This window comes from Streptomyces sp. NBC_00667 (genome assembly GCF_036226825.1).
Taxonomy (GTDB): Bacteria; Actinomycetota; Actinomycetes; order Streptomycetales; family Streptomycetaceae; genus Streptomyces.
Genome location: NZ_CP109022.1, coordinates 5,839,613 through 5,861,168, shown reverse-complemented (window position 1 = coordinate 5,861,168; position 21,556 = coordinate 5,839,613). Strand labels below are relative to the sequence as shown.

At 72.8% G+C, this 21,556-nt stretch carries 16 protein-coding genes; 3 read left to right on the top strand and 13 right to left on the bottom strand.

The features are described 5' to 3' along the window. Window positions 1-260: 260 nt before the first annotated feature. Complete coding sequence (locus OHA81_RS26845) at window positions 261-1,709, bottom strand: NADH-ubiquinone oxidoreductase-F iron-sulfur binding region domain-containing protein (RefSeq protein ID WP_329200013.1); 1,449 nt, start codon at window positions 1,707-1,709, stop codon at window positions 261-263. Beyond that, window positions 1,706-2,866 carry a hypothetical protein gene (locus OHA81_RS26840; protein ID WP_329200011.1) on the bottom strand — a complete coding sequence of 387 codons (1,161 nt, stop codon included), beginning with the start codon at window positions 2,864-2,866 and terminating at the stop codon, window positions 1,706-1,708. Before OHA81_RS26840 ends, OHA81_RS26845 begins: the two co-directional genes overlap by 4 nt. A 459-nt stretch (window positions 2,867-3,325) precedes the next feature. On the opposite strand from OHA81_RS26840, the gene OHA81_RS26835 reads away from it, so the two are divergent. After that, window positions 3,326-4,465 carry a PucR family transcriptional regulator gene (locus OHA81_RS26835; protein ID WP_329200009.1) on the top strand — a complete coding sequence of 380 codons (1,140 nt, stop codon included), beginning with the start codon at window positions 3,326-3,328 and terminating at the stop codon, window positions 4,463-4,465. 31 nt (window positions 4,466-4,496) lie between these two features. On the opposite strand, the gene OHA81_RS26830 is transcribed toward OHA81_RS26835, so the two are convergent. The 3 genes from OHA81_RS26830 to OHA81_RS26820 form a co-directional block, all read right to left on the bottom strand. Beyond that, entirely contained in the window at window positions 4,497-5,426 is a 930-nt protein-coding gene (locus OHA81_RS26830; protein ID WP_329200007.1) for an RNA polymerase sigma factor, read from the bottom strand. Between the two features lie 139 nt (window positions 5,427-5,565). Beyond that, complete coding sequence (locus OHA81_RS26825) at window positions 5,566-6,948, bottom strand: DUF1996 domain-containing protein (protein ID WP_329200006.1); 1,383 nt, start codon at window positions 6,946-6,948, stop codon at window positions 5,566-5,568. A gap of 9 nt (window positions 6,949-6,957) precedes the next feature. Continuing rightward, entirely contained in the window at window positions 6,958-7,656 is a 699-nt protein-coding gene (locus OHA81_RS26820; protein WP_329200005.1) for a DUF4142 domain-containing protein, read from the bottom strand. Between the two features lie 356 nt (window positions 7,657-8,012). Here OHA81_RS26820 and OHA81_RS26815 point away from each other — a divergent pair, with 356 nt between their 5' ends. Next, window positions 8,013-9,557: an alpha/beta hydrolase gene (locus tag OHA81_RS26815; RefSeq protein ID WP_329200003.1), complete on the top strand. Its 1,545-nt coding sequence runs from the start codon at window positions 8,013-8,015 to the stop codon at window positions 9,555-9,557. 110 nt (window positions 9,558-9,667) lie between these two features. Here the strand turns inward: OHA81_RS26815 and OHA81_RS26810 are convergent, their stop codons facing one another. Further along, entirely contained in the window at window positions 9,668-10,357 is a 690-nt protein-coding gene (locus tag OHA81_RS26810; RefSeq protein ID WP_329202564.1) for a TetR/AcrR family transcriptional regulator, read from the bottom strand. Window positions 10,358-10,472: 115 nt separating this feature from the next. On the opposite strand from OHA81_RS26810, the gene OHA81_RS26805 reads away from it, so the two are divergent. Then, the gene (locus tag OHA81_RS26805; protein ID WP_329200001.1) at window positions 10,473-11,411 is read left to right on the top strand and encodes an SDR family oxidoreductase; all 939 of its coding nucleotides are present in this window, start codon (window positions 10,473-10,475) and stop codon (window positions 11,409-11,411) included. Here OHA81_RS26805 and OHA81_RS26800 read toward each other — a convergent pair. From OHA81_RS26800 to OHA81_RS26770, 7 genes are all read right to left on the bottom strand, one after another. Next, on the bottom strand, window positions 11,371-12,657 hold the full coding sequence (locus OHA81_RS26800; RefSeq protein WP_329199999.1) for an MFS transporter: 1,287 nt from the start codon (window positions 12,655-12,657) through the stop codon (window positions 11,371-11,373). The genes OHA81_RS26805 and OHA81_RS26800 overlap by 41 nt on opposite strands. Continuing rightward, window positions 12,654-13,067 (bottom strand): PaaI family thioesterase, encoded by a 414-nt coding sequence (locus tag OHA81_RS26795; protein ID WP_329199998.1) that lies wholly within the window; start codon window positions 13,065-13,067, stop codon window positions 12,654-12,656. Before OHA81_RS26795 ends, OHA81_RS26800 begins: the two co-directional genes overlap by 4 nt. Window positions 13,068-13,122: 55 nt before the next feature. Further along, entirely contained in the window at window positions 13,123-15,138 is a 2,016-nt protein-coding gene (locus tag OHA81_RS26790) for an NADPH-dependent 2,4-dienoyl-CoA reductase (protein ID WP_329199997.1), read from the bottom strand. 210 nt (window positions 15,139-15,348) lie between these two features. After that, on the bottom strand, window positions 15,349-18,372 hold the full coding sequence (locus OHA81_RS26785) for an alpha-mannosidase (protein ID WP_329199996.1): 3,024 nt from the start codon (window positions 18,370-18,372) through the stop codon (window positions 15,349-15,351). A gap of 47 nt (window positions 18,373-18,419) precedes the next feature. Further along, window positions 18,420-19,295, bottom strand: coding sequence for a carbohydrate ABC transporter permease (locus OHA81_RS26780; protein ID WP_329199995.1), 876 nt, complete (start codon window positions 19,293-19,295; stop codon window positions 18,420-18,422). Then, window positions 19,292-20,212: a carbohydrate ABC transporter permease gene (locus tag OHA81_RS26775; protein ID WP_329199994.1), complete on the bottom strand. Its 921-nt coding sequence runs from the start codon at window positions 20,210-20,212 to the stop codon at window positions 19,292-19,294. Before OHA81_RS26775 ends, OHA81_RS26780 begins: the two co-directional genes overlap by 4 nt. Beyond that, a complete protein-coding gene (locus OHA81_RS26770; RefSeq protein ID WP_329199993.1) occupies window positions 20,209-21,543 on the bottom strand; it encodes an ABC transporter substrate-binding protein in 1,335 nt (444 codons plus the stop codon). The genes OHA81_RS26775 and OHA81_RS26770 overlap by 4 nt, the downstream gene beginning before the upstream one ends. Window positions 21,544-21,556: the final 13 nt, after the last annotated feature.

Below are 21,556 nucleotides of genomic sequence, written 5' to 3'. Positions count from 1 at the left end.
GAAGCCCCCGGAATTCGAATGGACGGGAATTTGTCAGATCACGCCAAAGGCTGAACTGGGGCCGGCCGCAGCCGTTCACGGCCGGCTCGTTCCCGGACGCGCTCGTGGCCGGCGGCGCCCATTCCTGGCCGCGCCGATTCCTGGCCGCGCCGATTGCCGGCCGCACGCATTGCCGACCGTGCGCGAGGCCGGCCTCGCGCGAGGCCGGCCTTCCATTCCTGACCGTGGTCATTCCTGACCGTGCTCATTCCTGACCGTGCTCATTCCTGGATGCGCAGCGCCAGCGCCGGGCAGCGGCGGACCGCGCGCAGCGCCTTCGGCCGCAGCCGGCCCGGGACGGGCATGACTCCCTGGGCCGGGTAGCCGTCGGCGTCCAGCCGGACGATGTCGGGCAGCAGGTCCACGCACAGCCCGTGGCCCTTGCACAGCGTCCAGTCCACGACGAGCCGTTCGGGGTTCTCGTCGGCCGGCAGCGGCAGGGCGCCCAGGACGCGCCGCCCGCAGCCGCTGCCGAGCGCGTGGTCGCGGAACTCGTCGGGGAACACGGCGAGGGCGGAGGCCACGAAGGCGGAGGTTCCGTCGGGGTGGCTGCACGCCCCGCGGCCGAGCACCGAGCGCATCCGCGCCTGGACGGCTTCGAGGGCCGGCCGGCCGCCACCGCCGACGAGGGCGTCGACCGCGTCCGCGAGCGAGGGCAGCCCCCGCGCGCACGGCCCGCACTGCCCGGCGGACTCGTCCGCCATCCAGCGGGTGACGCGGGCGACTTCCCCGGCCGGGCAGGTGTCGTGGGGCAGCGGCAGCACGGCGCCCGCCCCCAGTACGGCGTCGTACGAGGCGAGCGAGTTGCGGGAGAGCGCGGCGGAGCGGGCGGCGGGCGGGGCCAGCCAGCGGCCGTGATAGCCGCCTACCAGGACGCCCTGGCCGGGTTCCGATCCGCACAGGTCCAGGACGTACGCCAGGGACGTCCCGGTCGGCACTTCGACGACCGTGGCTCCCCCGACGGTCAGCAGGACGGTGCCCGGCTCGTCGTCGAGGCCCGCCATGCGGTACTCGGCGGCTCCGAGCCGGGCGGCGACGGCCAGTTGGGCGTAGGTCTCGGTGTTGGACAGCAGGGTCGGCAGCCCGCCGAGGCCCCTTTCGCTGGTCCGCACCTTCTGCCCGGACGGCAGCGCGGGTCCGCCCTCGATCCCGTTGATCAGGGCGGTGCCCTCCCCCGTGACGAAGCGTTCGGGGAGGCGGGCCACCCGGACCCGGCGGTCCGCCGCGGCGCGTTCGGCGACGGCGGCGCGCAGCGAGCCCTCCACGTCGTCGCGGGTGACGCCGATGACCACGTCCTCGGCGCCGAGCGCGTCGGCGGCCAGGAGTGCCCCGTCGAGCACCAGGTGCGGGACGTGCAGCAGCAGGGCGGTGTCCTTGAGACAACTCGGCTCGCCCTCGCTGCCGTTGACGACGACGGCGGTGCGGCCGTCGCGGGCCCGGGCCGAGCGGGTGACGGCGCGGAGTTTGCGGGCGAAGGGGAAGCCCGCTCCGCCGCGCCCCTTGAGGTCCACGTCCTCGGCCAGCCGCACCAGTTCCTCGACGGGGTAGCGGGGCAGCGTCCCGTGCACGGTCAGGTGCCCGGCGAGGTCGAGGCGGGGTGCGGCGTCGAGCCCGGCCAGCAGACGGGGCATGCCCACGCAGCCGAGGGCCGGGCGGGACACGCCGGTCACTGGCGCCCCCGCGCGCCGCCGAGCGGTTCACCCGGGCGGTCTGCCACGCCGAGCCTGCTCGGTATGAACACCGCGGGATAGGGCGGCGCGCCGTACGGGGGTGCGGGGTACGGCGGGGGCGGATACGGCGGCGGGGCCGGCCTGGACTGCGTCCCCGGCCCGGCCGCGGCCCGGGCGGTGAGCAGCGGATCTCCGGGCAGCGGGTCTCCGGGCAGCAGGTCTCCGGGCAGCGGGTCTCCGGGCAGCGGACCGGAGCCCGCCCCGCCCGCGGCGGCCGGCTGCGTCTGGCGGGCCAGCCGTGCGGTGAGGCGGGCCGCCGCCCATTCGGCGGGTTTGCGGACGAACGGCCTCGGCGTGCGCGGCGGCCCCTGGCCGGGCGTGCGGGACGGGGGCGGCGCCACGACGGCCGGGCGGGCCGGGAGTGCGCGCAGCCGCGCCCGCAGCCGGATGACGAGGACGGCGGCGACACCGGCCAGGCAGAGCCCGTACGCCACGGTCACCCAACCGGCCGCGGCGCGGCCGGCTTTGAGGCCGTGCACCAGTGAGGCGCCCCAGGCGGGGTACGCGCCCATGTGCAGGGCCCGCCACCACAGCGAGCGGCCTTTGGTGGCGAAGGCGCTGCGGGCCGCGCCCGAGACGGCCACGGCGACGAAGAGGTACCCGGCCAGTGTGCCGAGCCCGATCAGCAGGGGCCGGTCGGGGTCGGCGAACGGCAGGACGGCGGATGCGGCGCCGGTCTGCGACTGCGCGACCTTGACCCATATGTGCAGGGCGAGGAAGCCCAGGCCGGCGACGCCGAGTCCGCGGTGCACACCCTGGGCGACGAGCCGGTGGCCGGAAGCCAGGAGCGTGCGATCGGTGGCGGCCAGGCCCCACAGGACCGTGGAGGTGAGTGAGACGAGGGACAGGACGCCCGCGCCGTAGTCCAGGAATTCCCACAGCCTGGTCAGCGCTCCCGCCCGGACCGCCACCGTCAGCGAGACGAGGCCGGCGAGGGCCGCGGCGGACAGTGCGGCGGGGTGCAGCCCTCCGGCGGCGGACAGCAGCGGCGGCCGGCGCACGGCGCGCCGTCCCGCCGCCGCGGTGGCCGCACCGGCGTGGCGTCTGGTGTGGCGGGCCCGGTGAGAGCGTGGCGTACGGGGCTGGGACAAGGGCATGTGGTTCTCCCATACGCCCGGGCCCGAGCACTCCACCTCACGCTCGGCGCCCGGGGTAGTCGTCGGAACTGCTCAGCGGCGGGCGGGAGATGAGGCCTCGCCCGGCCGGGGAGCGGGGGCCGGAGTGCAGAAGCATCGTGGAGCTTCGCAGCACCTCCACGGGATTTATCGAAACGTGATAATTTCTGGCGCCCGCGCAGTCATCGCATCGAACATCCCCGGAAGATTCCCTTCCAGTGGTGCGGTTGCGACGAGGTTGACGCCTTGTCCGCCGCCACACCTCCCCGACGGCAAAATTCAGGCAAGGTCGCGGGACTGCAAGTGGATGGCACGCTCCTGGAGGGAGTACGAGGCGCCCGAACCGCTGCCGGCACTGACGCCGGCGGGGAGCCGGGCGGCCCCGACAGGCCTGTCACCCTCCCACGGGGCAGGCCATACCCCGGCACGAACGAGGTAACGATGTGCGAACTGCTGAACCGCATCTGGTCCCGCCCGCGCGGCGAATGGACCCGGGTCCTGCGAAGGGAACTGCCCGCGCTGGCCGCAGGGATCGTGGAGGAGCTCCAGGAGAGCATCCCCGGATTCCGCGAGCTGATCGCCGACTCCGACGAAGAGGTGGTCAGACAGCGGGTGGAGACGGCGCTGCTCACCGCTCTCGGGTACCGGGAGCCTTCCTGTCACCCTGAGGGCGAGCGGTCGGGAACCGCCGCGCGGCCCGAACGGGAACCTTCCGAGAGCGGGCAGCTGGTGCCCCTCAAGGCCATTCCCTCGCAGCGTTCCCCCGAGGCGGCCGTCACCGCTGCCGAACGCGCTCGGCGGGAGCTCTTCACCGGCCTTACAGGTGACATGCCCATGTCTGAAATTGCCCTCTCGGAACTGGCCGCCACGGCCGGATGGCCCCTGCCGGCCACCGTACGCGCCGTCGCCCCGGCCACTCCGGGGGAGATGCAGCAGCTGGCGGGCGTACTGGACGACGCCCTCACCGGCATGGTCGGCGGGCAGCCGTGCCTGCTGGTCCCCGCCCCCGATCCGGAAGCCCGCGGGCCCTTGGAATGCGCGCTGCGCGGGCGGTTCGCCGCCGTCGGGCACCCCGTCGCCCTGCGGGACACCGCCTCCTCGCTGCGCTGGGCGCTGCGCCTGCTCAACCTGACGCCGGCCCGGCCCGGCACCGAGGCCCGCGCCGTCTTCGTGGACGACCACCTCTCGACCCTGCTGCTGCTCCAGGACGAACCCCTGGCCCACGCGCTGGCCGCGCGGTGGCTGCGGCCGCTGGCGGACTTGACCCCGCGCCAGAGCGAACGGCTGGAAGTGACCCTGCTGGCCTGGCTGGAGGGGGGCGGTGCGCCGGAGGCCGCCAAGGCGCTGAGCGTGCACCCCCAGACGGTGCGCTACCGCATGCGCCAGCTGGAGAAGCTCTTCGGAACGGGCCTGCGTGACCCGCGGACCCGCTTCGAACTGGAGATGGCCCTGCGCACCCGCCGTCTGATGGCGCAAGTACGGCGCCAGCACTCACGGGTGAGCCGCCGGGCCCGTGTCGTGACCGCCGAGTTCCGGCCTCCGCTGGGGGCGGGCCGCATGGCCCGGGTCAACGGGCTGTAGATCCCGCCGTCCGGCCCCGGTTCCCTCCTCGTCAACGCGGGGAGGGCCCGGGGCCGGACGCGTGTGCGGCCAGGGCCGCGTTGAGGTCGCGCAGTTCCTCGTACGCCCGGGAGCAGGAACGGCATCCCGCCAGATGCCGGCGGAGCCCCGCGCCCCGGGGTGCGGCCCGGCGCCGGACGGCCGAGCCGAGCAGCGGCGCGTACGGCCGGCACCGCTCGTCGCCGACCGCGGCCGCACCGAGGTGGGCGCACAGATAGGCCTCGCGCAGCCCCTCGCGGGCGCGGAAGGCGAGCGAGGTCACGGCGCTGGGGGTGATCCCGAACAGCACCGGCATCTGGTGGGGGCAGTCGTCCTCGACGAGCGTGTGCCACAGGACGGCCTTCCAGCGCCGGGGCAGGGAGTGGAAGGAGCGGGCGGCCAGTCGGCGCTCCTCCTCCGACAGCAGCCGCTGCTGCGGGTCCTCGCCGCAGGGGCCCGGGTGGCACCAGGCTTCGACGTCCGGGGTCAGGACGGTCCGGCCGTCTCCCGCCCGCCATTCGACGGCGGTGTGACGGACCACCGCCAGCAGGTACGGGCGCCAGTGCTCCCGCGGCCCGGCGCCGGAACGGACGGCCTGGAGGGTACGGACGAAGGCCTCCGAGACGAGGTCTTCGGCGTCCTGCGGGGCACGGCAGCAACCGCGCGCGCAGGCCAGCAGGGCAGCCCGGTGGCGCCGGTACAGCAGGTCGCAGACGTCGGCGTCCGCGGCGCCGCGAGCGTACGAGCGTCTGAGCCGCCGGATGAGTTCCCGGTCGCTCGGCGTCGCCCCGCCGATCGGCGGCGCGCCGTCATCGGCCGCTGCCCCGCCCTCGGGCCGTGCGACGTCGCCGGGCCGTGCAGCGTCGTCGGGCCGTGCAGCGTCGTCGGGCAGCGCGCAGTCGTCGGACAGCGCGCGCGCCGTGGGGCCGTGGGAGCCGGACATGACGATCGCTCCTCGTTCGTGTCGGTGCCGGCCGCCGCAGGGGCGACGGCACGGCGCGGTGCCGGTCCGAAGTCGGCTTCGGACCGGCACCGCTCTCGGGGCGACGCGGGGAGTGGGAGGGGGCGTCGCCCCGAGGGTTTCAGCGGCAGGCCCGCCCGCCGTTGATGCAGCGCACGGCACCGGCCATCAGCCCGTCCGACATGACGTTGATGAAGTCGCCGTGGTCGGTCACCGGCTTGTGCAGCTGTTCGGGGAAGCTGTCCACGGCGAACCGCGCACCGGGCGGCACCGCGTAGGTGATCCGCTGCACGAGCTGCGGGATGGCCTTGAACCCGGACGGGCAGGAGCCGTCGCGGCGGGCGAAGGCCACGTGGGTGCGGTGGTTGGCGCTGTCGGCGTTCTTCCCGTCCCAGCAGCTCTGGAAGTTGAAGGTCCGTACGACGTCACTGCCCTTCGGGCAGACCGGGTACTTGTCCTTCAACTGGCGGTTCTCGAACCCGGTGCAGCTCCAGGAGGCGTTCGCGTTGGCCGTGCCGTTGGTGAGGGCCTTCGCGTCACCGGTGATGATCCGCAGGAAGCGCGGCATCGCGGTGACCGGTCCCGTGGCACTGCCCTTGTAGTCGATCGTCACCTGCTTCGGCTGGAGGATGGTGCCGACGTTGGCGTCCTGGCCGCCGCCCGGCGCCTTCGCGTCCTTCTCCGCCCGGCCGTCGCGCAGCCGCAGCACCGGCCAGTAGTAGGTGGACTGGTCCCCGTTCGTGCAGGTGGTGCCGGACGCCGCGAGGCTGTTGTTGGTGGAGAACCCGTCCGTGGTCTTGTTGCCGACGTAGTCGTGCATGTGGTGCGCGCCGTTGCCCACGCCCGGCGCCACGATCACGTTGTCCGGGTTGAGGTGGCGGTTCTCGTTGCGTCCGCACTGGACGGAGAAGGACCCCTTCGACGCCCTCGCCTGGGGGGCGGGGGTGCGCACGTTGGGCTTCACCGTGCCGATGACGACGAAGTCGGAACGGGCCGGGCCGCCGGCCTTGCTCTTGGCGAGGCCCTGTGCGTCGGCGGGAGCGCCCGCCTCGGCGGCGGCATCGCCGGCGTCGGCGGCCGGCGCCTGCTTCATCGAACAGCCGCTGAGCGCCTCCAGCCCCTGCGGGCGGGCGGCGGACCGGCCGATGGCGTCGGCCATGCCGGTGATCGTCTTCTGCCGCTTGTCCTTCAACTCGCCGAGCAGGGCGTCACCCTGGGCGCGGCCGGTGGCGAGGCGCTGGTAGGAGTCGGCTATCTGGGTGTCCAACTGCGCCAGGTTCTGGTCGACTTCCGCCCGTACGGGCTCCGGCACCTCGCGGAGCCGGTCGCCCACGTCGGGACAGTCGATGGTGGCGGTCACCGGCGCCGAGCGCGCGGAGTCCTGTCCCGCGGAGGCCGCCTGTTCGACGATCACGACTCCGCCGCCGCCCAGGACGAGGGCGGACACGAGGGCGAAGGCCTTGTGGGACGGCCTCAGTCGGCGTTTGTGGCCTTTTGGGCTCATGCGATCACTTCACTTCGTCGGTCGGGGAACGGTGGAAGGGGCGGGCGAGACGTCCGCCAGCCCGTCGAAATCGACGAGGCCGCTGGCTTCGAGGACCGAGATGTGGTCCAGGACGGTGTTGTTGGCGTCCGTGGCCAGGTCCCGCACCATCGAGTTGCGCGTCTGCGCGCGGATCTGGGCGACCAGGGTGAACACCTTGCCGTGCGCCCGGCGCAGCAGCTGGACGAACAGGCGCTCGTACTCGTTGCCCTGGGCCCTGTCGAGCTGGTCGAGCCAGCCCTGTTGCTGGGCGCTGGGCCGGTCGGGCAACTCCATGCCGAGGGCCTGGCCCACGTCCCGGACGTGGCGGTCGAGAGCGGTGTGGCCTTCGATGAGGTGTTCGCCGGCGGTGCGGACGGCGGGGCGCGTGGCCCGCTGTTGCGCCTGCCGTCCTGCGGGAAGTTCCCACAGCCCGGCGAGCCGCACTTTGCGGACGAAGTCCCGGTCCTGGGGCGTCAGCGGCCCGAAGGCGGTGCTCAGCGTGCCGGCGCCGTCGTCGTCGGGGGACGGGGCGGTGGCGGCCGAGGCCGTGGTGCCGCCGAACTTCTGCACGGGGACCAGCAGCGCGACCAGCGTGAACGCGAGGGCGCCGATGACGATGAGCGTCCCCATCACGTGCCGCGAGGCGACCGACATGGCGGCGACGTTCGACCGGCGGAATGACAGCACTGTGCCTCCTTGCTGCGTGGGCAGGGAGGGGCGGCGTGGCCGGAGTGTCCGGCAGCGACGCCGTGTGCACCCGCGCTCCCTGGGTGCCAAGGGACGCTAGCGCCAGTCGGGGCACCCGTTCGGAAGGACCATCACGAACGGACAAAGATCCGGGCAACACCTCGTACGGCTGGTACGGTGCCGCGTTCGGCCTGTGCCGAGTGGCCGGTCAAACTCCATGGCGTGTCGGCCAGTTGTCCGGAATTGCCATCATTCGCGGGGACGAGGCCGATCAGCACTCGGGGAGGATCCGCCCCCGGCCCGGGTGCCACAGGGTTAACGGGAACCGTCGCCCCTCCGAAAGGAACGGCTTCCCTGTGCGCAGGAACCGCCTCACCCCGCTGCTCGCCGCAGCCGGCCTCGTCGCCACCGCCGTCCCCCTGCTGACCGCGCCCCCGGCGTCCGCCGCCCCGGCCGCCGAGTTCGTCGCGCAGCGGCCCGCATGGCACCGGTGCAGCCCGGACCAGCCGGCGTCGTACGAATGCGCGTCCGTCAAGGTCCCGCTGGACTACCGGCGCCCCTCGGGGCGCACCATCGAGCTCGCGATATCCCGGATGAAGAGCGAGAACCCGGCGAAGCGGCACGGCGTGATGCTGCTGAATCCGGGCGGTCCGGGCGGCCCGGGACTCGACCTGCCGCTCCAGGCGAACGAGCAGATGCCCAAGGACGTCCGGGAACAGTACGACCTGATCGGATTCGACCCGCGCGGAGTCGGCGCCAGCAGTCCGGTCAGCTGCGGACTGCGACCGGAGGAGGAGAACATCCTGCGGCCCTACCGGCCGGAGAACTTCCCCTCCGACGTGGCCTGGGCGCGGACCGTGGCCGACAAGTGCCGTGAGAAGGCGGGGGCGGTGCTGCCCTTCATCACCACCCGCAACACCGCACGGGACATGGACGCGATCCGCTCGGCACTGGGCGAGCGGAAGATCTCGTACCTGGGCTACTCCTACGGTACCTACCTGGGCGCGGTGTACACGCAGATGTTCCCGGCCCGCACGGACCGCTTCGTACTGGACAGCGGCGTGGACCCGCAGCGGATCTGGCGCGGCATGTTCCAGGTGTGGGCGAGCGAGGCGGAGCCGGCTTTCGCGCGCTGGACGCAGTGGACCGCGCAGCGTTCGGCGGAGTACGGGCTCGGCGATACCCCGCAGGCGGTGTCGCAGACGTTCTGGGCGCTGGTGGCCCGCGCCGACAAGGACCCGATCCCCCTCGACGGCATGAAACTGACGGGTGATGACATCCGGGCGCGACGGGCGCTGTTCTTCTACCCCGCCCAGGCGGCCCCCGCCGTCAAGGCGCTCAAGGACGCGGCCGACGGCAAGCCGGCGACGCTTTCACCGGCGCAGCGGGAACTGCTGGCTCCCGCTTCCGGGCCGGCCTCCGACAACGGCACCGCCGCGATGCTGGCCGTCGTGTGCGGGGACACGGAGTGGCCGCGCTATCCCGAGCAGTACGAGCGGGAGACGGTCCTGGACAAGGCGCGGTACCCGCTCTACGGGGACTTCACGTCCGGGATCAAGCCGTGTGCCTTCTGGTCGAGGCCGATCGAGGCCGCCACCCCGATGAGGACCGGCGCCCCGGTCCTGACCGTGCAGAACGAGTGGGACTCACAGACCCCCCTGGTCAGCGGCCAGGGCCTGCACCGCGCGCTGGGCGGCTCGCGGATGGTGCTGGCGGAGGGGGGCGAGGGCCACGGCGTGTACCTGGTCGATCCCGCCTCGTGCGTCAACGCGCCGGTCGGCGCGTACCTCACCACGGGCCGGCTGCCCGCGCGGGACGTGACCTGCCGTAGCGCGCCGGGCTCGGCCGAACGGCGCGCGGCCTCGCCGCGGCCGTCGCTGCCGTCGCCGTTCCTGTTCTGACCCTTCCCCGCCCCAGTTCCGACCCTGCCCCGCCTCCGCACGCGCGGTACCGGCGGGACGCCCCCGACGCCTCGAACGGCGCGGGGGCGTTCGCGTGTGTACGGGAGGCCTCAGGCCGGTCGGGAGTTGCGGGCCCGGGCCAGCAGTCCCGACAGCAGGACCTCCAGCGTCCCGCGCAGCGTGGGGGCGAAGTCGACGCACAGCGCGGCCAGCGACGGGTCGGCTTCGTAGGCCGCCAGCATGGCGGCGGAGGGGTGGGCGTGGGCCCAGACCGCGCCGCTGATCATGGTCGCGGACAGGACGAAACGGAAGGCGTCCTGCTCCCCCAGCTCCGGAAGGTGATGGGTGATCCGGCCGGCCAGGGCGGTGGCGTGGGCCATGGCGGCCCGCTTGTAGGCGGCGGCGACCTGAGGGGAGACGTTGCGCTCCAGCACGGCGGCCTGGGCGCTGATCAGGTCGCACAGCACCGGGCGGGCGACGAGGGCCTGCGCGAGGCAGGCCGCGATCCGGTCGGCCCGCTCGGGCGCGGGGGCGTCGTCCACCGCCCGGGCGAGCGCGCCGTCGAGGTGGACGACGAGCTCGTGGGAGGCGTCGTCGAGCAGTTGCAGCAGGACGGCCTCGCGGGACTCGAAGTAGCGCAGCACGTTCGACTTGGCGAGGCAGACCCTGCGCGCGAGCTCGTTCAGCGTCAGCTGGGCGACCGGCATCTGCGTCAGCATGGCGGCCGCGGTGTCCAGGATCGCCTGGCGGCGGGCGGCGCGCTGCTCCTCGCTGCGGGCGCGCTGGAACTTCGTAGGCAGGGTCACGCCACCAGCGTACAGACCTGCGGTCTGTTGTTATCAGACCAGCGGTCTGCTAGCTTCGGGGCAACATCAGACCAGCGGTCTGTTATCGCGCTTCCCCGAGGAGTACGCCATGTACGCCGTTCCCGACCAGTCCGGAAAGCTCGCCGTCGTCACCGGCTCCAACAGCGGTACGGGCAAGGAGGCCGCCCGCCGGCTCGCCGAGGCGGGTGCGCGCGTCGTGCTCGCGGTGCGTACGCCCGCCAAGGGAGAGCAGGCCGCCGCGGAGATCCTGGCCCGGCACCCGCACGCCCGGGTGGAGGTGCGCCGGATCGACCTGGCCGACCTCGCCTCGGTCGCCGACTTCGCCGACGCGTTCCTCGCCGACGGCGTCCCGCTCGACCTGCTGGTGAACAACGCCGGGGTGATGGCGCCCCCGACCCGGATGACCACCGCCGACGGCTTCGAGCTCCAGTTCGGCAGCAACTTCCTCGGCCCGCTGGCACTGACGGTGCGGCTGTTGCCGGCCCTCCTCGCGGCGCCCGCCCCGCGCGTGACGACGATGAGCAGCGCCACCGCCAACTTCGGCAAGATCGACTTCACCGACCTCCAGTGGGAGCGGCGGCGTTACGTCCCGATGCTCGCCTACGCCCAGTCCAAGCTGGCCGACCTCGTGCTGGCCCGCCATCTGGCCGTCCTCGCCGAGGGGCAGAAGTGGCCGCTGCTCAGCACCGCCGCCCATCCCGGTTACACGAAGACGAACCTCCAGACCGCCGGTGCCAGCCTCGGCCGGGGCAGGCCCTCGCGGCTCCACGGCCTCGTCAGCTCGGTGGACTTCCTCCCGAAGCAGGAGGTCGGACCGGGCACGGAACCGCTGCTGTACGCCGCCACGAGCCCGCAGGCGAGCGCCGGGGGCTACTACGGCCCGACCCGGATGTTCGGCCTCGTCGGCCCGGCCGGTGAGTCCCGCATCACCCGGCGCTCCCTGGATCCCGCCGCCAACGCCCGGCTCTGGGCCGAGGCGGAGCGCCTCACCGGTGTGGGCCCCGCAGTGGCCGCCGCAGCCGGCTGACCGGCGGGGGCGCGGCGGCGGGGGCGGTGGCGGCTCCGGAGCCCCGCAACGGGGTGAGCACTCCCGCGCCCACGAGCAGCAGACAGAACGCCCCGCCGGCCAGGCTGACGGCGGGGACCCCGTGTCGCGCGGCCAGTGCGGTGAGCGCGGCGGCCCCGGCCGGGCCCGAGGCGTTGTGCACGGTCCAGAAGGCGGAGGTGACCCGGCCCAACAGGTGAGGAGGAGTGACCTCCTGGCGCAGGGTCATGGAACAGACACCGCCCACGGTCAGCCCGAACATGAACAGGGCGGCCAGTACCGCGACGACCGGGACACTGCGGCTGACGCCCATCCCGGCGAACCCCACCGCCGTCGCGGCGACCGAGCCCAGCCAGCAGACCCCGAATCCGAGCCTGCCCCGCAGGGCTCCGGCGGTGACGGCGCCGACGAGCGTGCCCAGACCGCTCGTCGCCATCACGTAGCCGAGGGTGGCGGAGCCCTGGTGCAGATCGTGCCCGACCCGGTAGATCAACAGGTCGGTCGCGCCGACGGTGACGAAGGTCAGCAGCGTGAGCAGGACGGTCAGCGGACGCAGCAGCGGGTGCGCCCACAGGAACCGGAAGCCGGCCGCGAACACCTCGCGCAGCATTCCGGCTCCGCCCGGTCCGGGCCGCCGCTCCTGCTCCTCGTCGGGCCGTGGGGTGAACCGGACCCACAACAGGCTGACGGCGGACACCAGGAACGTCGCGCCGTCCAGCCCCAGGGCCCAGGCCGCGCCCACCCCGCCCGTGACGACCCCGGCGATCACCGGCCCGAGCAGGGTCCCCAGGGCGAAGGTTCCCATCAGCCGCCCGTTGGCCCGTACCAGGTCCTCGGGCGGCACCAGGCTCGGCACCGCCGTCACGTAGGCCACGTCGAAGAGGCCCTGCAACACGCCGACCGGCGCGGTCAGCAGGAACAGCAGCCAGATGCGGGGCCCGGCGAGCCACAGGAAGGGCACCGCCCCCAGCAGCAGGGCCCGCGCCAGATCGCAGACGATCATCAACCGACGGCGGTCCACCCGGTCGACCACGTAGCCGGCGAAGGTTGCGGTCACCACCGAGGTGGCGGCGCAGACCACCGTGACGAGGCCCATCCGGAAGACGGAACCCGTCGCGGTCAGTACCAGCAGCGGCAGCGCCACCGCGGAGGCGGAGCCGCCGAGGACGGACAGGGCCTGCCCGAGCCAGAAGACGTTGAAGTCCCGGTTGCGGGAGAGCGGCCTCAACCGAGGAGGGCGTAGACCGTGGAGGCCGTCGCGGCCGGTTCGGGCGAGCCCTCGGGGGTCATGGTGATGTCGGCGAAGGCCATCCGCTTGCCGAGCTTGGTGATCCGTACGTGGATCAGCACATCGGCGCCGGTCACGGGCCGCTGGAAGCTCGTGGACTGCTGGACGGTGGTCATCGGCCCGTACCCGCCGCGGGCGCCGGAGACGGCGATGACGGTGGCGGTGTCGGCAGCGGCCATCAGGGCCTGGCCCGAGAGCCCGCCGCCGTCGCGGGCCAGCGCCTCGGACCACGGCAGCCGCAGGACGGCGTCCCGCTCGCCGGTCTCCTCGACGGTGAGGCCGAGAGCGAGCACCCAGGGGGCGAAGTTCTCGGCGAGGATCTGTTCCGCGTCTGCCGGTGTGAAGGTCATCAGGGGATTGTGGCGGCCCGAGCGGGGCCGCCACAACACCCTTTTCCCTACCGGTTCACAGGCGCGCCGCGAGCTCCGTGCCCTGCCGGATGGCCCGCTTGGCGTCCAGTTCGGCGGCCACGTCGGCGCCGCCGATCAGGTGGGCGTCGACACCGGCCGCGCGCAGCGCCTCGTACAGGTCACGGCGCGGCTCCTGCCCCGTGCACAGGACGACGGTGTCGGCGGGGACCAGGCGCTGCTCGCCGTCGACGGTGATGTGCAGGCCCTCGTCGTCGATCCGGTCGTACGTCGCCCCGGCCACCGAGACGACGCCCCGGTGCTTGAGCTCGGCGCGGTGGATCCAGCCGGTGGTGGTGCCGAGGCCGGCGCCGACCTTGGTGGTCTTGCGCTGGAGCAGGTGGACGCGGCGCGGCGGCGCGGGACGCTCGGGCGCGACGAGCCCGCCAGGGCCGGTGTAGGCGGTGTCGACGCCCCAGTGGCGGAAGTAGACGGCCGGGTCCTGGGAGGCGCCCTCGCCGCTGTCCGTGAGGAACTCGGCCACGTCGAAGCCGATGCCGCCGGCGCCGACGACGGCGACGCGCTCGCCCACCGGGGCACCGTCGCGCAGGACGTCGAGGTAGGTCACCACGTTCGGGTGGTCGACGCCCTCGATGTCGGGGGTGCGGGGGGTGACGCCGGTGGCGACGACGACCTCGTCGAAGCCCTGGAGGGTCTCGACGTCGGCACGGGTGTCGAGGCGCACCTCCACGCCCCGCTCGACGAGCTGGTTGCCGTAGTAGCGGATGGTCTCCTCGAACTCCTCCTTGCCGGGGATGCGGCGGGCTATGTCGAGCTGGCCGCCGATGTGCCCGGAGGCCTCGAAGAGGGTGACGGCGTGGCCGCGTTCGGCGGCGGAGACGGCGCAGGCGAGACCGGCGGGGCCGGCTCCGACGATGGCGACGCGCTTCTTCAACTGCGTGGGCGACAGGACGAGTTCGGTCTCGTGGCAGGCGCGGGGGTTGACCAGGCAACTGGTGATCTTGCCGCTGAAGGTGTGGTCGAGGCAGGCCTGGTTGCAGCCGATGCACGTGTTGATGGTCTCGGGGGCGCCGGCGCGCGCCTTGCTCACGAAGTCCGCGTCGGCGAGGAACGGGCGGGCCATCGACACCAGGTCGGCGCGGCCGTCGGCCAGCAGTTCCTCGGCGATCTCCGGGGTGTTGATGCGGTTGCTGGTGACGAGGGGGACGGACACCGCGCCCATGATCCGCTTGGTGACCCAGGTGTAGGCGCCTCGCGGGACGGAGGTGGCGATCGTGGGGATGCGGGCCTCGTGCCAGCCGATGCCGGTGTTGATGATCGTGGCGCCGGCCGCCTCGATCTCCTTGGCGAGGGAGACGACCTCTTCCAGGGTGGATCCGCCGGGGATCAGGTCGAGCATCGACAGGCGGTAGATGAGGATGAACTCCTCGCCCACGGCCTCGCGGGTGCGCCGCACGATCTCCAGCGGGAAGCGGACGCGGTTCTCGTACGCCCCGCCCCAGCGGTCGGTGCGCCGGTTGGTGGCGGCGGCGATGAACTCGTTGATCAGGTAGCCCTCGGAGCCCATGATCTCGACGCCGTCGTAGCCGGCCAGCTTGGCGAGGCGGGCGGCGCGGACGAAGTCCTCGACGGTCCGCTCGACCTCGGTGTCGCTGAGCTCGTTGGGGACGAACGGGCTGATGGGGGCCTGGAGGGCGGAGGGGGCGACCAGGTCCTTGTGGTAGGCGTAGCGGCCGAAGTGGAGGATCTGCATCGCGATCTTCCCGCCTTCGGCGTGCACCGCGTCGGTGATCACCCGGTGCTCGGCGGCCTCGTCCTCGGTGGTGAGGCGGGATCCGCCCTCGAAGGGGCGGCCGGCGTCGTTGGGGGCGATGCCACCGGTGACGATCAGGCCGGCGCCGCCGCGGGCGCGCTCGGCGTAGAAGGCGGCGAGGCGCTCGAAACCGCCCTCGTGCTCTTCGAGGCCGGTGTGCATCGATCCCATGATCACGCGGTTCGGCAGCGTGGTGAAGCCGAGGTCCAGGGGGCTCAGCAGGTGCGGGTACCGGGTCATGGGGGGTGTGCCTCCTCGCGCGGGGGTGATGGACCTGTTCTAGCGAGGGGCGCAGTGTTTTGCAACTAGGTGCATAACCGGTCGGGGCCCCGGACCCCCGGTATTACCGGGCCCGGCGCCCCGGCCCGCCCGGCCCTGTGGCGCAGTTCACGCGCTCGGGCGGGACGGGGCGGCCGGGCCTGCGGGCGGGCGGCCCGGACGAACCGGGGCTCAGGCCCGGTGCAGGCGGACCGTGACGAGCTGGAACGGGCGCAGGGTCAGCGGGAGCGCGCCGCCGGGCGTGAGGGCGCCGAGCGCGGTGCGCGGCAGGGGCCGCTCCAGCAGGTCGCACTCGGTGGCCCCCCTCGGCGCGAAGTCCGCCGTCAGGGTGGCCGTGGCCCGCCCGCCCAAGGACTCGTACAGCCGGACGACGACGTCCCCGCTGCGGTCCTCGGCCAGCTTGACCGCCTCCACCACCACCGCGTCGTCGTCCACCGCCACCAGCGGCGCCACCGGACCCTCCCCGGACACCACCCGCTCCGGCAGGTTCAGCGCGTGCCCCTCGCGTACGGCGTCGGCGATCGACGCGCCGGGCGCGAGCGAGAAGGCCACGGTGTGGGTGCCCTGGTCGGTCTCCGGGTCGGGGTAGCGCGGGGCGCGCAGCAGCGAGAGCCGGATGGTGGTGGTCTGCCCGCCGTCGGGGCGCACGTCCCGGGTCACGTCGTGGCCGTACGTGGAGTCGTTGAGGACGGCGGCGCCCCAGCCGGGTTCCTCGGCGTGGATCCAACGGTGGGCGCAGATCTCGAACTTGGCCGCCTCCCACGAGGTGTTCGTGTGGGTGGCCCGGTACACGTGCCCGAACTGGATCTCGGCGGCGGAGCGGTCGGCCTTCACGTCGAGCGGGAAGGCCGCCTTGAGGATCTTCTCCGTCTCGTACCAGTCCACCTCGGTGCGGATGTCGACCGTCTTGGCGCCCGCCCGCAGCCCGATGGACTGCACCACGCCGGACGAACCGAAGGAGCGCACCACCCGGACCGTCGCCGAATCCCTCCCGGCTCCGGCCGCTTCCAGTGCGTCCAGCTCCACCAGGTCGGTGACCCGGTGGCGGTAGGAGGCGTCGAGGTCCCAGGCGTCCCACATGTTCGGGAAGTCGGGGTGGATCTGCAGCAGGTTGGCGGCGGCGCCCGGCGCGACGGTTTCCCGGCCGGCCTCCAGGTCGTACGCGGACACGATCAGCCCGCGCCCGTCGACCTCCACCCGCAGCCGCCCGTTGCCGAGCACGTACCCGCCGCCCGCCCGCTCCCCGACGGTGACGGGCGCCCCGGCCGGCTCCGGTGTCCCGGCCCCGCCGGCCGGGACACCGCGCCGGGTGTGCGGGGCGCAGTTGAAGACCAGTTCCCGTGTCCCCTCGCCCGCCAGTGCGCGCTGCGCGGCCAGGGTGATCGCGCCGAGCTCCTCCCGTACGCGGGCGTACGTCCCGCGTGCCTCGCGGTGCACCCAGGCGATGGAGGAGCCGGGCAGGATGTCGTGGAACTGGTGGAGCAGCACGGTCTTCCAGATCCGCTCCAGCTCCTCGTACGGGTACGCGTACCCCGCCACCCGCACGGCGGCGGTCGCCGCCCACAACTCGGCCTCGCGCAGAAGGGATTCGGACCGACGGTTGCCCTGCTTGGTCTTGGCCTGCGAGGTGTAGGTGCCCCGGTGCAGTTCCAGGTACAGCTCTCCGGCCCAGACGGGCGCGTCGGGGTACTCCGCGTGGGCCTTCTCGAAGAAGGCGTCGGGCCGTTCGATCTCCACGCGCGGCGCGCCCTCCAGGTCCCGCTGGCGCCTCGCCCTCGCCAGGTGCTCCCGGGTGGGGCCGCCACCGCCGTCACCCCAGCCGAAGGGCACCAGGGAACGCGAGCCGCGTCCCTTCTCCCGGTAGTTGCGGGCGGCGTGGGCCAGTTGGGCGCCGCCGAGGTCGCTGTTGTAGGTGTCGACGGGCGGGAAGTGCGTGAAGACGCGCGTGCCGTCGATGCCCTCCCACCAGAAGGTGTGGTGGGGGAACGCGTTGACCTGCGACCAGGAGATCTTCTGGGTCAGGAACCAGGTGGAGCCGGAGAGCTTGACGATCTGCGGCAGGGCGGCGGTGTAGCCGAAGGAGTCGGGCAGCCAGACGTTGCGGGTCTCGATTCCGAACTCGTCCAGGAAGAACTTCTTGCCGTAGAGGAACTGGCGGACCATCGCCTCGCCGCCCACCATGTTGGTGTCGGACTCCACCCACATGCCGCCCACCGGCACGAACTGCCCGTCGGCGATCTTCTTCTTGATCCGCCCGAAGAGTTCGGGCCGGTGGGTCTTGATCCAGTCGAGCTGCTGGGCCTGCGACATGGCGAAGACGAACTCCGGGTGCTCGTCCATCAGGTTCACCATGTTCGACGTCGTCCGCGCCACCTTGCGGACCGTCTCGCGCAGCGGCCACAGCCACGCGGAGTCGATGTGCGCGTGGCCGACCGCGCTGATCCGGTGCGCGCAGGCGTGGGCGGGGGCGGCGAGCACCCCGGCCAGCCGGGCCCGGGCGGCGGCGGCCGTTCCGGGAACGTCTTCGAGGTCCAGGGCGTCCAGCGAGGCGTCCAGGGCGCGCAGGACCTCGTACCGCCGGGCGTCGCCCTCGTCGAGCTGTGTCATCAGGGCGTAGAGGACGTCGAGGTCCTGTACGAGTTCCCACACCTCGCTCTCGAAGACGGTGAGGTCCATGCGGGCGAGGCGGTAGAGCGGCCGGTCCCCGCTGGTCTGCCGGTCCCCCTCGTAGGTGGGCCGGTGCTCGACCAGGACGGGGTTGGCGGCGGCTTCGACGTACCACTCGATCCGCTCGCCGCCCTCGGCACGGTCGGCGACGCGCACCCAGTCGTTGTACGGGTTGAGCGCCTTGAGCTCGCAGCCGTCCGGCCCGTGGACCAGGCCCTCGCACTGGAAGCCCGGCATCATGCGGTCGAAGCCGAGGTCGAGGACGGCTTCGACGGTGCGGCCCGCCCAGTCGGCCGGGACGGTGCCGGTGACCTTGAACCAGGTGGTGTTCCAGGCCGGACCCCACGGGTCCCCGGCCTGGCAGGGCTCGTAGCGGGCCGCCAGCGCCTGCGCCACCGGGACGGGCTCGTCCGGCGCGTCCCAGCGCTCGACGGTCAGCGGGAGCGAGCGGGAGTGGACGGCGGGTGCGACGCGCTCCTTGAGGACCCGGCGGAGGCGGTGTTCGGCAACGCTGCGGTCGTCGTGCATGACGGCTGCTCCAGGAGGGGGAAGGGCGGCGGGTGACGGGCGGTGGCTCAGAACTTGACGGCTCCCTCGCCCACGCCCTTGAAGAAGAAGCGCTGGAGGGCGAAGAAGAGGAGCATCATCGGGATCAGCGCGGCCATCGCGCCTGCGGCGATGATCCGCTGGTCGTTGACGGTGGTGGCGCCGGCCAGGGTCTTCAACCCGAGTTGAAGGGTGTAGTGCTCGCTGTCGGTCAGGACCAGCAGGGGCCACAGGAAGTCGTCCCAGGCGCCCATGAAACTGGTGATGCACACGACGGCCAGGGCGCCCTTGGCGGACGGCAGGAACACCCGGGTGAACCGGGTCCACTCGCCCGCCCCGTCCAGCAGTGCGGCCTCCTCGATCTCCCGGGGGACGGCGAGGAAGGCCGCCCGCATGACCATGATGTTGAGGACGGAGACGGCGCCCGGCAGCCACACCCCGACGAGCGTGTCGACCAGCCCCATCCCGCGCACGGTGAGGAACATCGAGATCATGACGGACTCGAAGGGGAACATCAGGGTCGCCACCAGCACGGTGAACACGCTCCTGCGGCCCTTCCAGCCGGTGCGGGAGAGCGCGTAGCCCGCCATCGAGCCGAAGACGACGTTCGAGGTGACGGCGAGGGCCGCCACCACCAGCGTATTGCCGGCGTACTGCACGAGTGGGAACGACTGGGCGACGCGGACGTAGTTGTCGAGGGTGGGCCGGGACGGCAGGACGCCGTCGTACACGTTCTCCGTCCGGCCGCGCAGCGAGGTCAGGAACTGCCAGACGATCGGCCCGAGCATGACGACCAGCACCAGGGTCAAGGTCGCGTACCGGCCGGCCAGTGCGGCCCGGCGGCGCCGGCGCCCCGCGCGTCGGTCCGCAGCCTCCCCGGCCCGGGCCGCGGCTCGTGTGCTCACCCCTCGTCCCCTCTCGAAAGGCGGCGGCCCAGCAGGCTGAACACCAGCGTCAGGAGGAACAGCAGGAGGGAGACGGCGGAGGCGTAGCCGGTCTCGCCGGCGAACCCGAGGCCGACCTGACGGATCAGGAAGGGCAGGGTGCGGGCTCCCCCGCCCGGGCCGCCGCTCTCGCCGCCCAGGATGTAGACCTCGGTGAACACCCGCAGCGCGGAGATCGCCGAGAGCGTGCCCACGAGGAGCATCATCGGTTTGACCTGGGGGACGGTGACGCTGAAGAACCGCCGGACGGCGCCCGCGCCGTCGAGGGCGGCGGCCTCGTAGAGGGAGACGGAGACGTTCCCGAGGGCCGCCAGGTAGAAGACCATGTAGTAGCCGAGGCCCTTCCACACCGTCACGATCATGGCGGAGACCAGCAGCATCGTGCTGTCCGTCAGGAACGGGACCGGCTCCGAGACGGCGTGGAGCCCGCGGAAGACGGTGTTGAGCAGGCCGTCGCTGCGCAGCACCCACTGCCACATCAGGCCGACGACCACCGCCGAGGCGATCACCGGGGTGTAGAAGGCCGAACGGAAGAACCCGATGCCGGGGATCTTCGTACGCACGAGGACGGCCAGGGCCAGTGGGAGCAGGACCAGGCAGGGCACGACGACCAGCAGGTACAGGACGCTGTTGCCGGTCGCGAGCCAGAAGTCGCGATCGGCGAAGGCGCGGCGGTAGTTGGCGAGGCCGGTGAAGTGGCCCCCGCGCAGGATCCGGGCGTCCGTGAAGGAGAGGATCACCGTGTTGAGGAACGGCCAGATGCCGAACACGAGCACGAGCAGCAGCCCGGGGGCGAGGAAGAGGTAGGGGGCCCAGCGCGCGGGCCCGCGCGGCGGGTGAGGGCCCGCGGCTGCGGCCGGGCCGGGCGCCGCCGTCATTTCCGCGCCGCGCCGGCGAGCAGCCTGTTCGCCTCCTCCTGCGCCTTCCTCACCGCCGTCCTGGCGTCCTGCTCACCCTTGATGGCCTTCTGTACCTCGCGGACGACCGCGTCGCCTACCTGGCTGGTCCACTGGACGGGGGTGTTCGCGTCGAGCTGGGCGCTCCTCAGCTCCTCGGCGCCCACCGCCCGGGCCAGCGTCTCGGCGTCCGTGCCGTCGCCCCTGTCGGAGAAGTACGGGTCCGCCAGGCCCTGGGCGTTGGACGGGTAGATGGTGGCCTTCTTTGAGAAGGCGACCTGGTTGGGGCCGTTGGTGACCCACTTGGCGAATTCCGCCGCCGCGTCCGGGTGCGGTGTGTCCTTGCGGATGCCGAGCGACTGGGCGTAGATGCCGATGTGGCCGAGCTGCCCGGTGACGGCGCCCGCGACCCGGGTGGTGGCGTAGACCTGGGGGGCGTTCTGCTTGATGTCCTTGACGAAGCCCGGTGAGCCGGGGCCGAACACGAGTTTGCCCGCGCCGTAGAGCTGGTTGATGTCATCGGACTTGAGGAGGGATTCCTTGGGCATGGCGCCCTTGGCGTAAAGGGATGTCATCCGCTCGACCCACGCGACGGCCTTGGGGGTGTCGAAGGTGAAGGCGTCCTTCGCGCCGTTCAGGATCGGGACGCCCATCTTCTGCCAGTCCCCGGGGAGCCGTCCCTTGGGGTCGGCCATGAAGGCGGAGTACCGGCCGCCGGACCGTGCGGCGATCTGCTCGGCGTAGTCGAAGAACTGCTCCAGGCCGGCCGGTGGCATGGCGGGGTCCAGTCCGGCCTCCCGGAAGAGGTCGGTGTTGTACGTGAGGATCTCGGGCGTCACGTACCAGGGGTAGGCGTACACGCTGTCGCCCTTGCCGGGCAGTTTGAACTGCTCCCAGGCTCCGGGGACGTACTCCCGGGCGATCTGCGGGTCGAGTACGGCGACGTCGGCGAGCATGCCGCGGTCGCCGAGGAGCTGGAAGGAGTCGGTGGAGAGGTTGACGACGTCAGGCAGGGCGCCGGCCTGGGCGTCGGCGACGAGCTTCTCGTTGTAGCCGTCGCCCGGCACGTCCTCCCACTTCACCTTCACGTCGGGGTATTTCCGCTCGAAGGCGTCGATGACTTCCCGGACGTAGGTGGTGAACACCGGTTTCAGCTGGAGGGTGCGGAAGGTGATGTCGCCGGCCACCTTCCCGGTCCTTACCGCTTCGTGTGCTTCTCCCGGGCCGCCGCTGACCCCGCATGCGGCGGTCGACAAGAAGGTGCCCGCCGCGAGGGCGGCGAGGACCGTGCGCGTCAGGGGGGAACGGGGCATCGTCGCGGCCTCC

What these genes read in the sequence shown, in the direction of transcription:
- OHA81_RS26840 (WP_329200011.1), bottom strand. Translation starts at nt 2,866, where the DNA reads ATGCCCTTGTCCCAGCCCCGTACGCCACGCTCTCACCGGGCCCGCCAC.
- OHA81_RS26835 (WP_329200009.1), top strand. Translation starts at nt 3,326, where the DNA reads ATGTGCGAACTGCTGAACCGCATCTGGTCCCGCCCGCGCGGCGAATGG.
- OHA81_RS26830 (WP_329200007.1), bottom strand. Translation starts at nt 5,426, where the DNA reads ATGTCCGGCTCCCACGGCCCCACGGCGCGCGCGCTGTCCGACGACTGC.
- OHA81_RS26825 (WP_329200006.1), bottom strand. Translation starts at nt 6,948, where the DNA reads ATGAGCCCAAAAGGCCACAAACGCCGACTGAGGCCGTCCCACAAGGCC.
- OHA81_RS26805 (WP_329200001.1), top strand. Translation starts at nt 10,473, where the DNA reads ATGTACGCCGTTCCCGACCAGTCCGGAAAGCTCGCCGTCGTCACCGGC.
- OHA81_RS26795 (WP_329199998.1), bottom strand. Translation starts at nt 13,067, where the DNA reads ATGACCTTCACACCGGCAGACGCGGAACAGATCCTCGCCGAGAACTTC.
- OHA81_RS26790 (WP_329199997.1), bottom strand. Translation starts at nt 15,138, where the DNA reads ATGACCCGGTACCCGCACCTGCTGAGCCCCCTGGACCTCGGCTTCACC.
- OHA81_RS26785 (WP_329199996.1), bottom strand. Translation starts at nt 18,372, where the DNA reads ATGCACGACGACCGCAGCGTTGCCGAACACCGCCTCCGCCGGGTCCTC.
- OHA81_RS26775 (WP_329199994.1), bottom strand. Translation starts at nt 20,212, where the DNA reads ATGACGGCGGCGCCCGGCCCGGCCGCAGCCGCGGGCCCTCACCCGCCG.
- OHA81_RS26770 (WP_329199993.1), bottom strand. Translation starts at nt 21,543, where the DNA reads ATGCCCCGTTCCCCCCTGACGCGCACGGTCCTCGCCGCCCTCGCGGCG.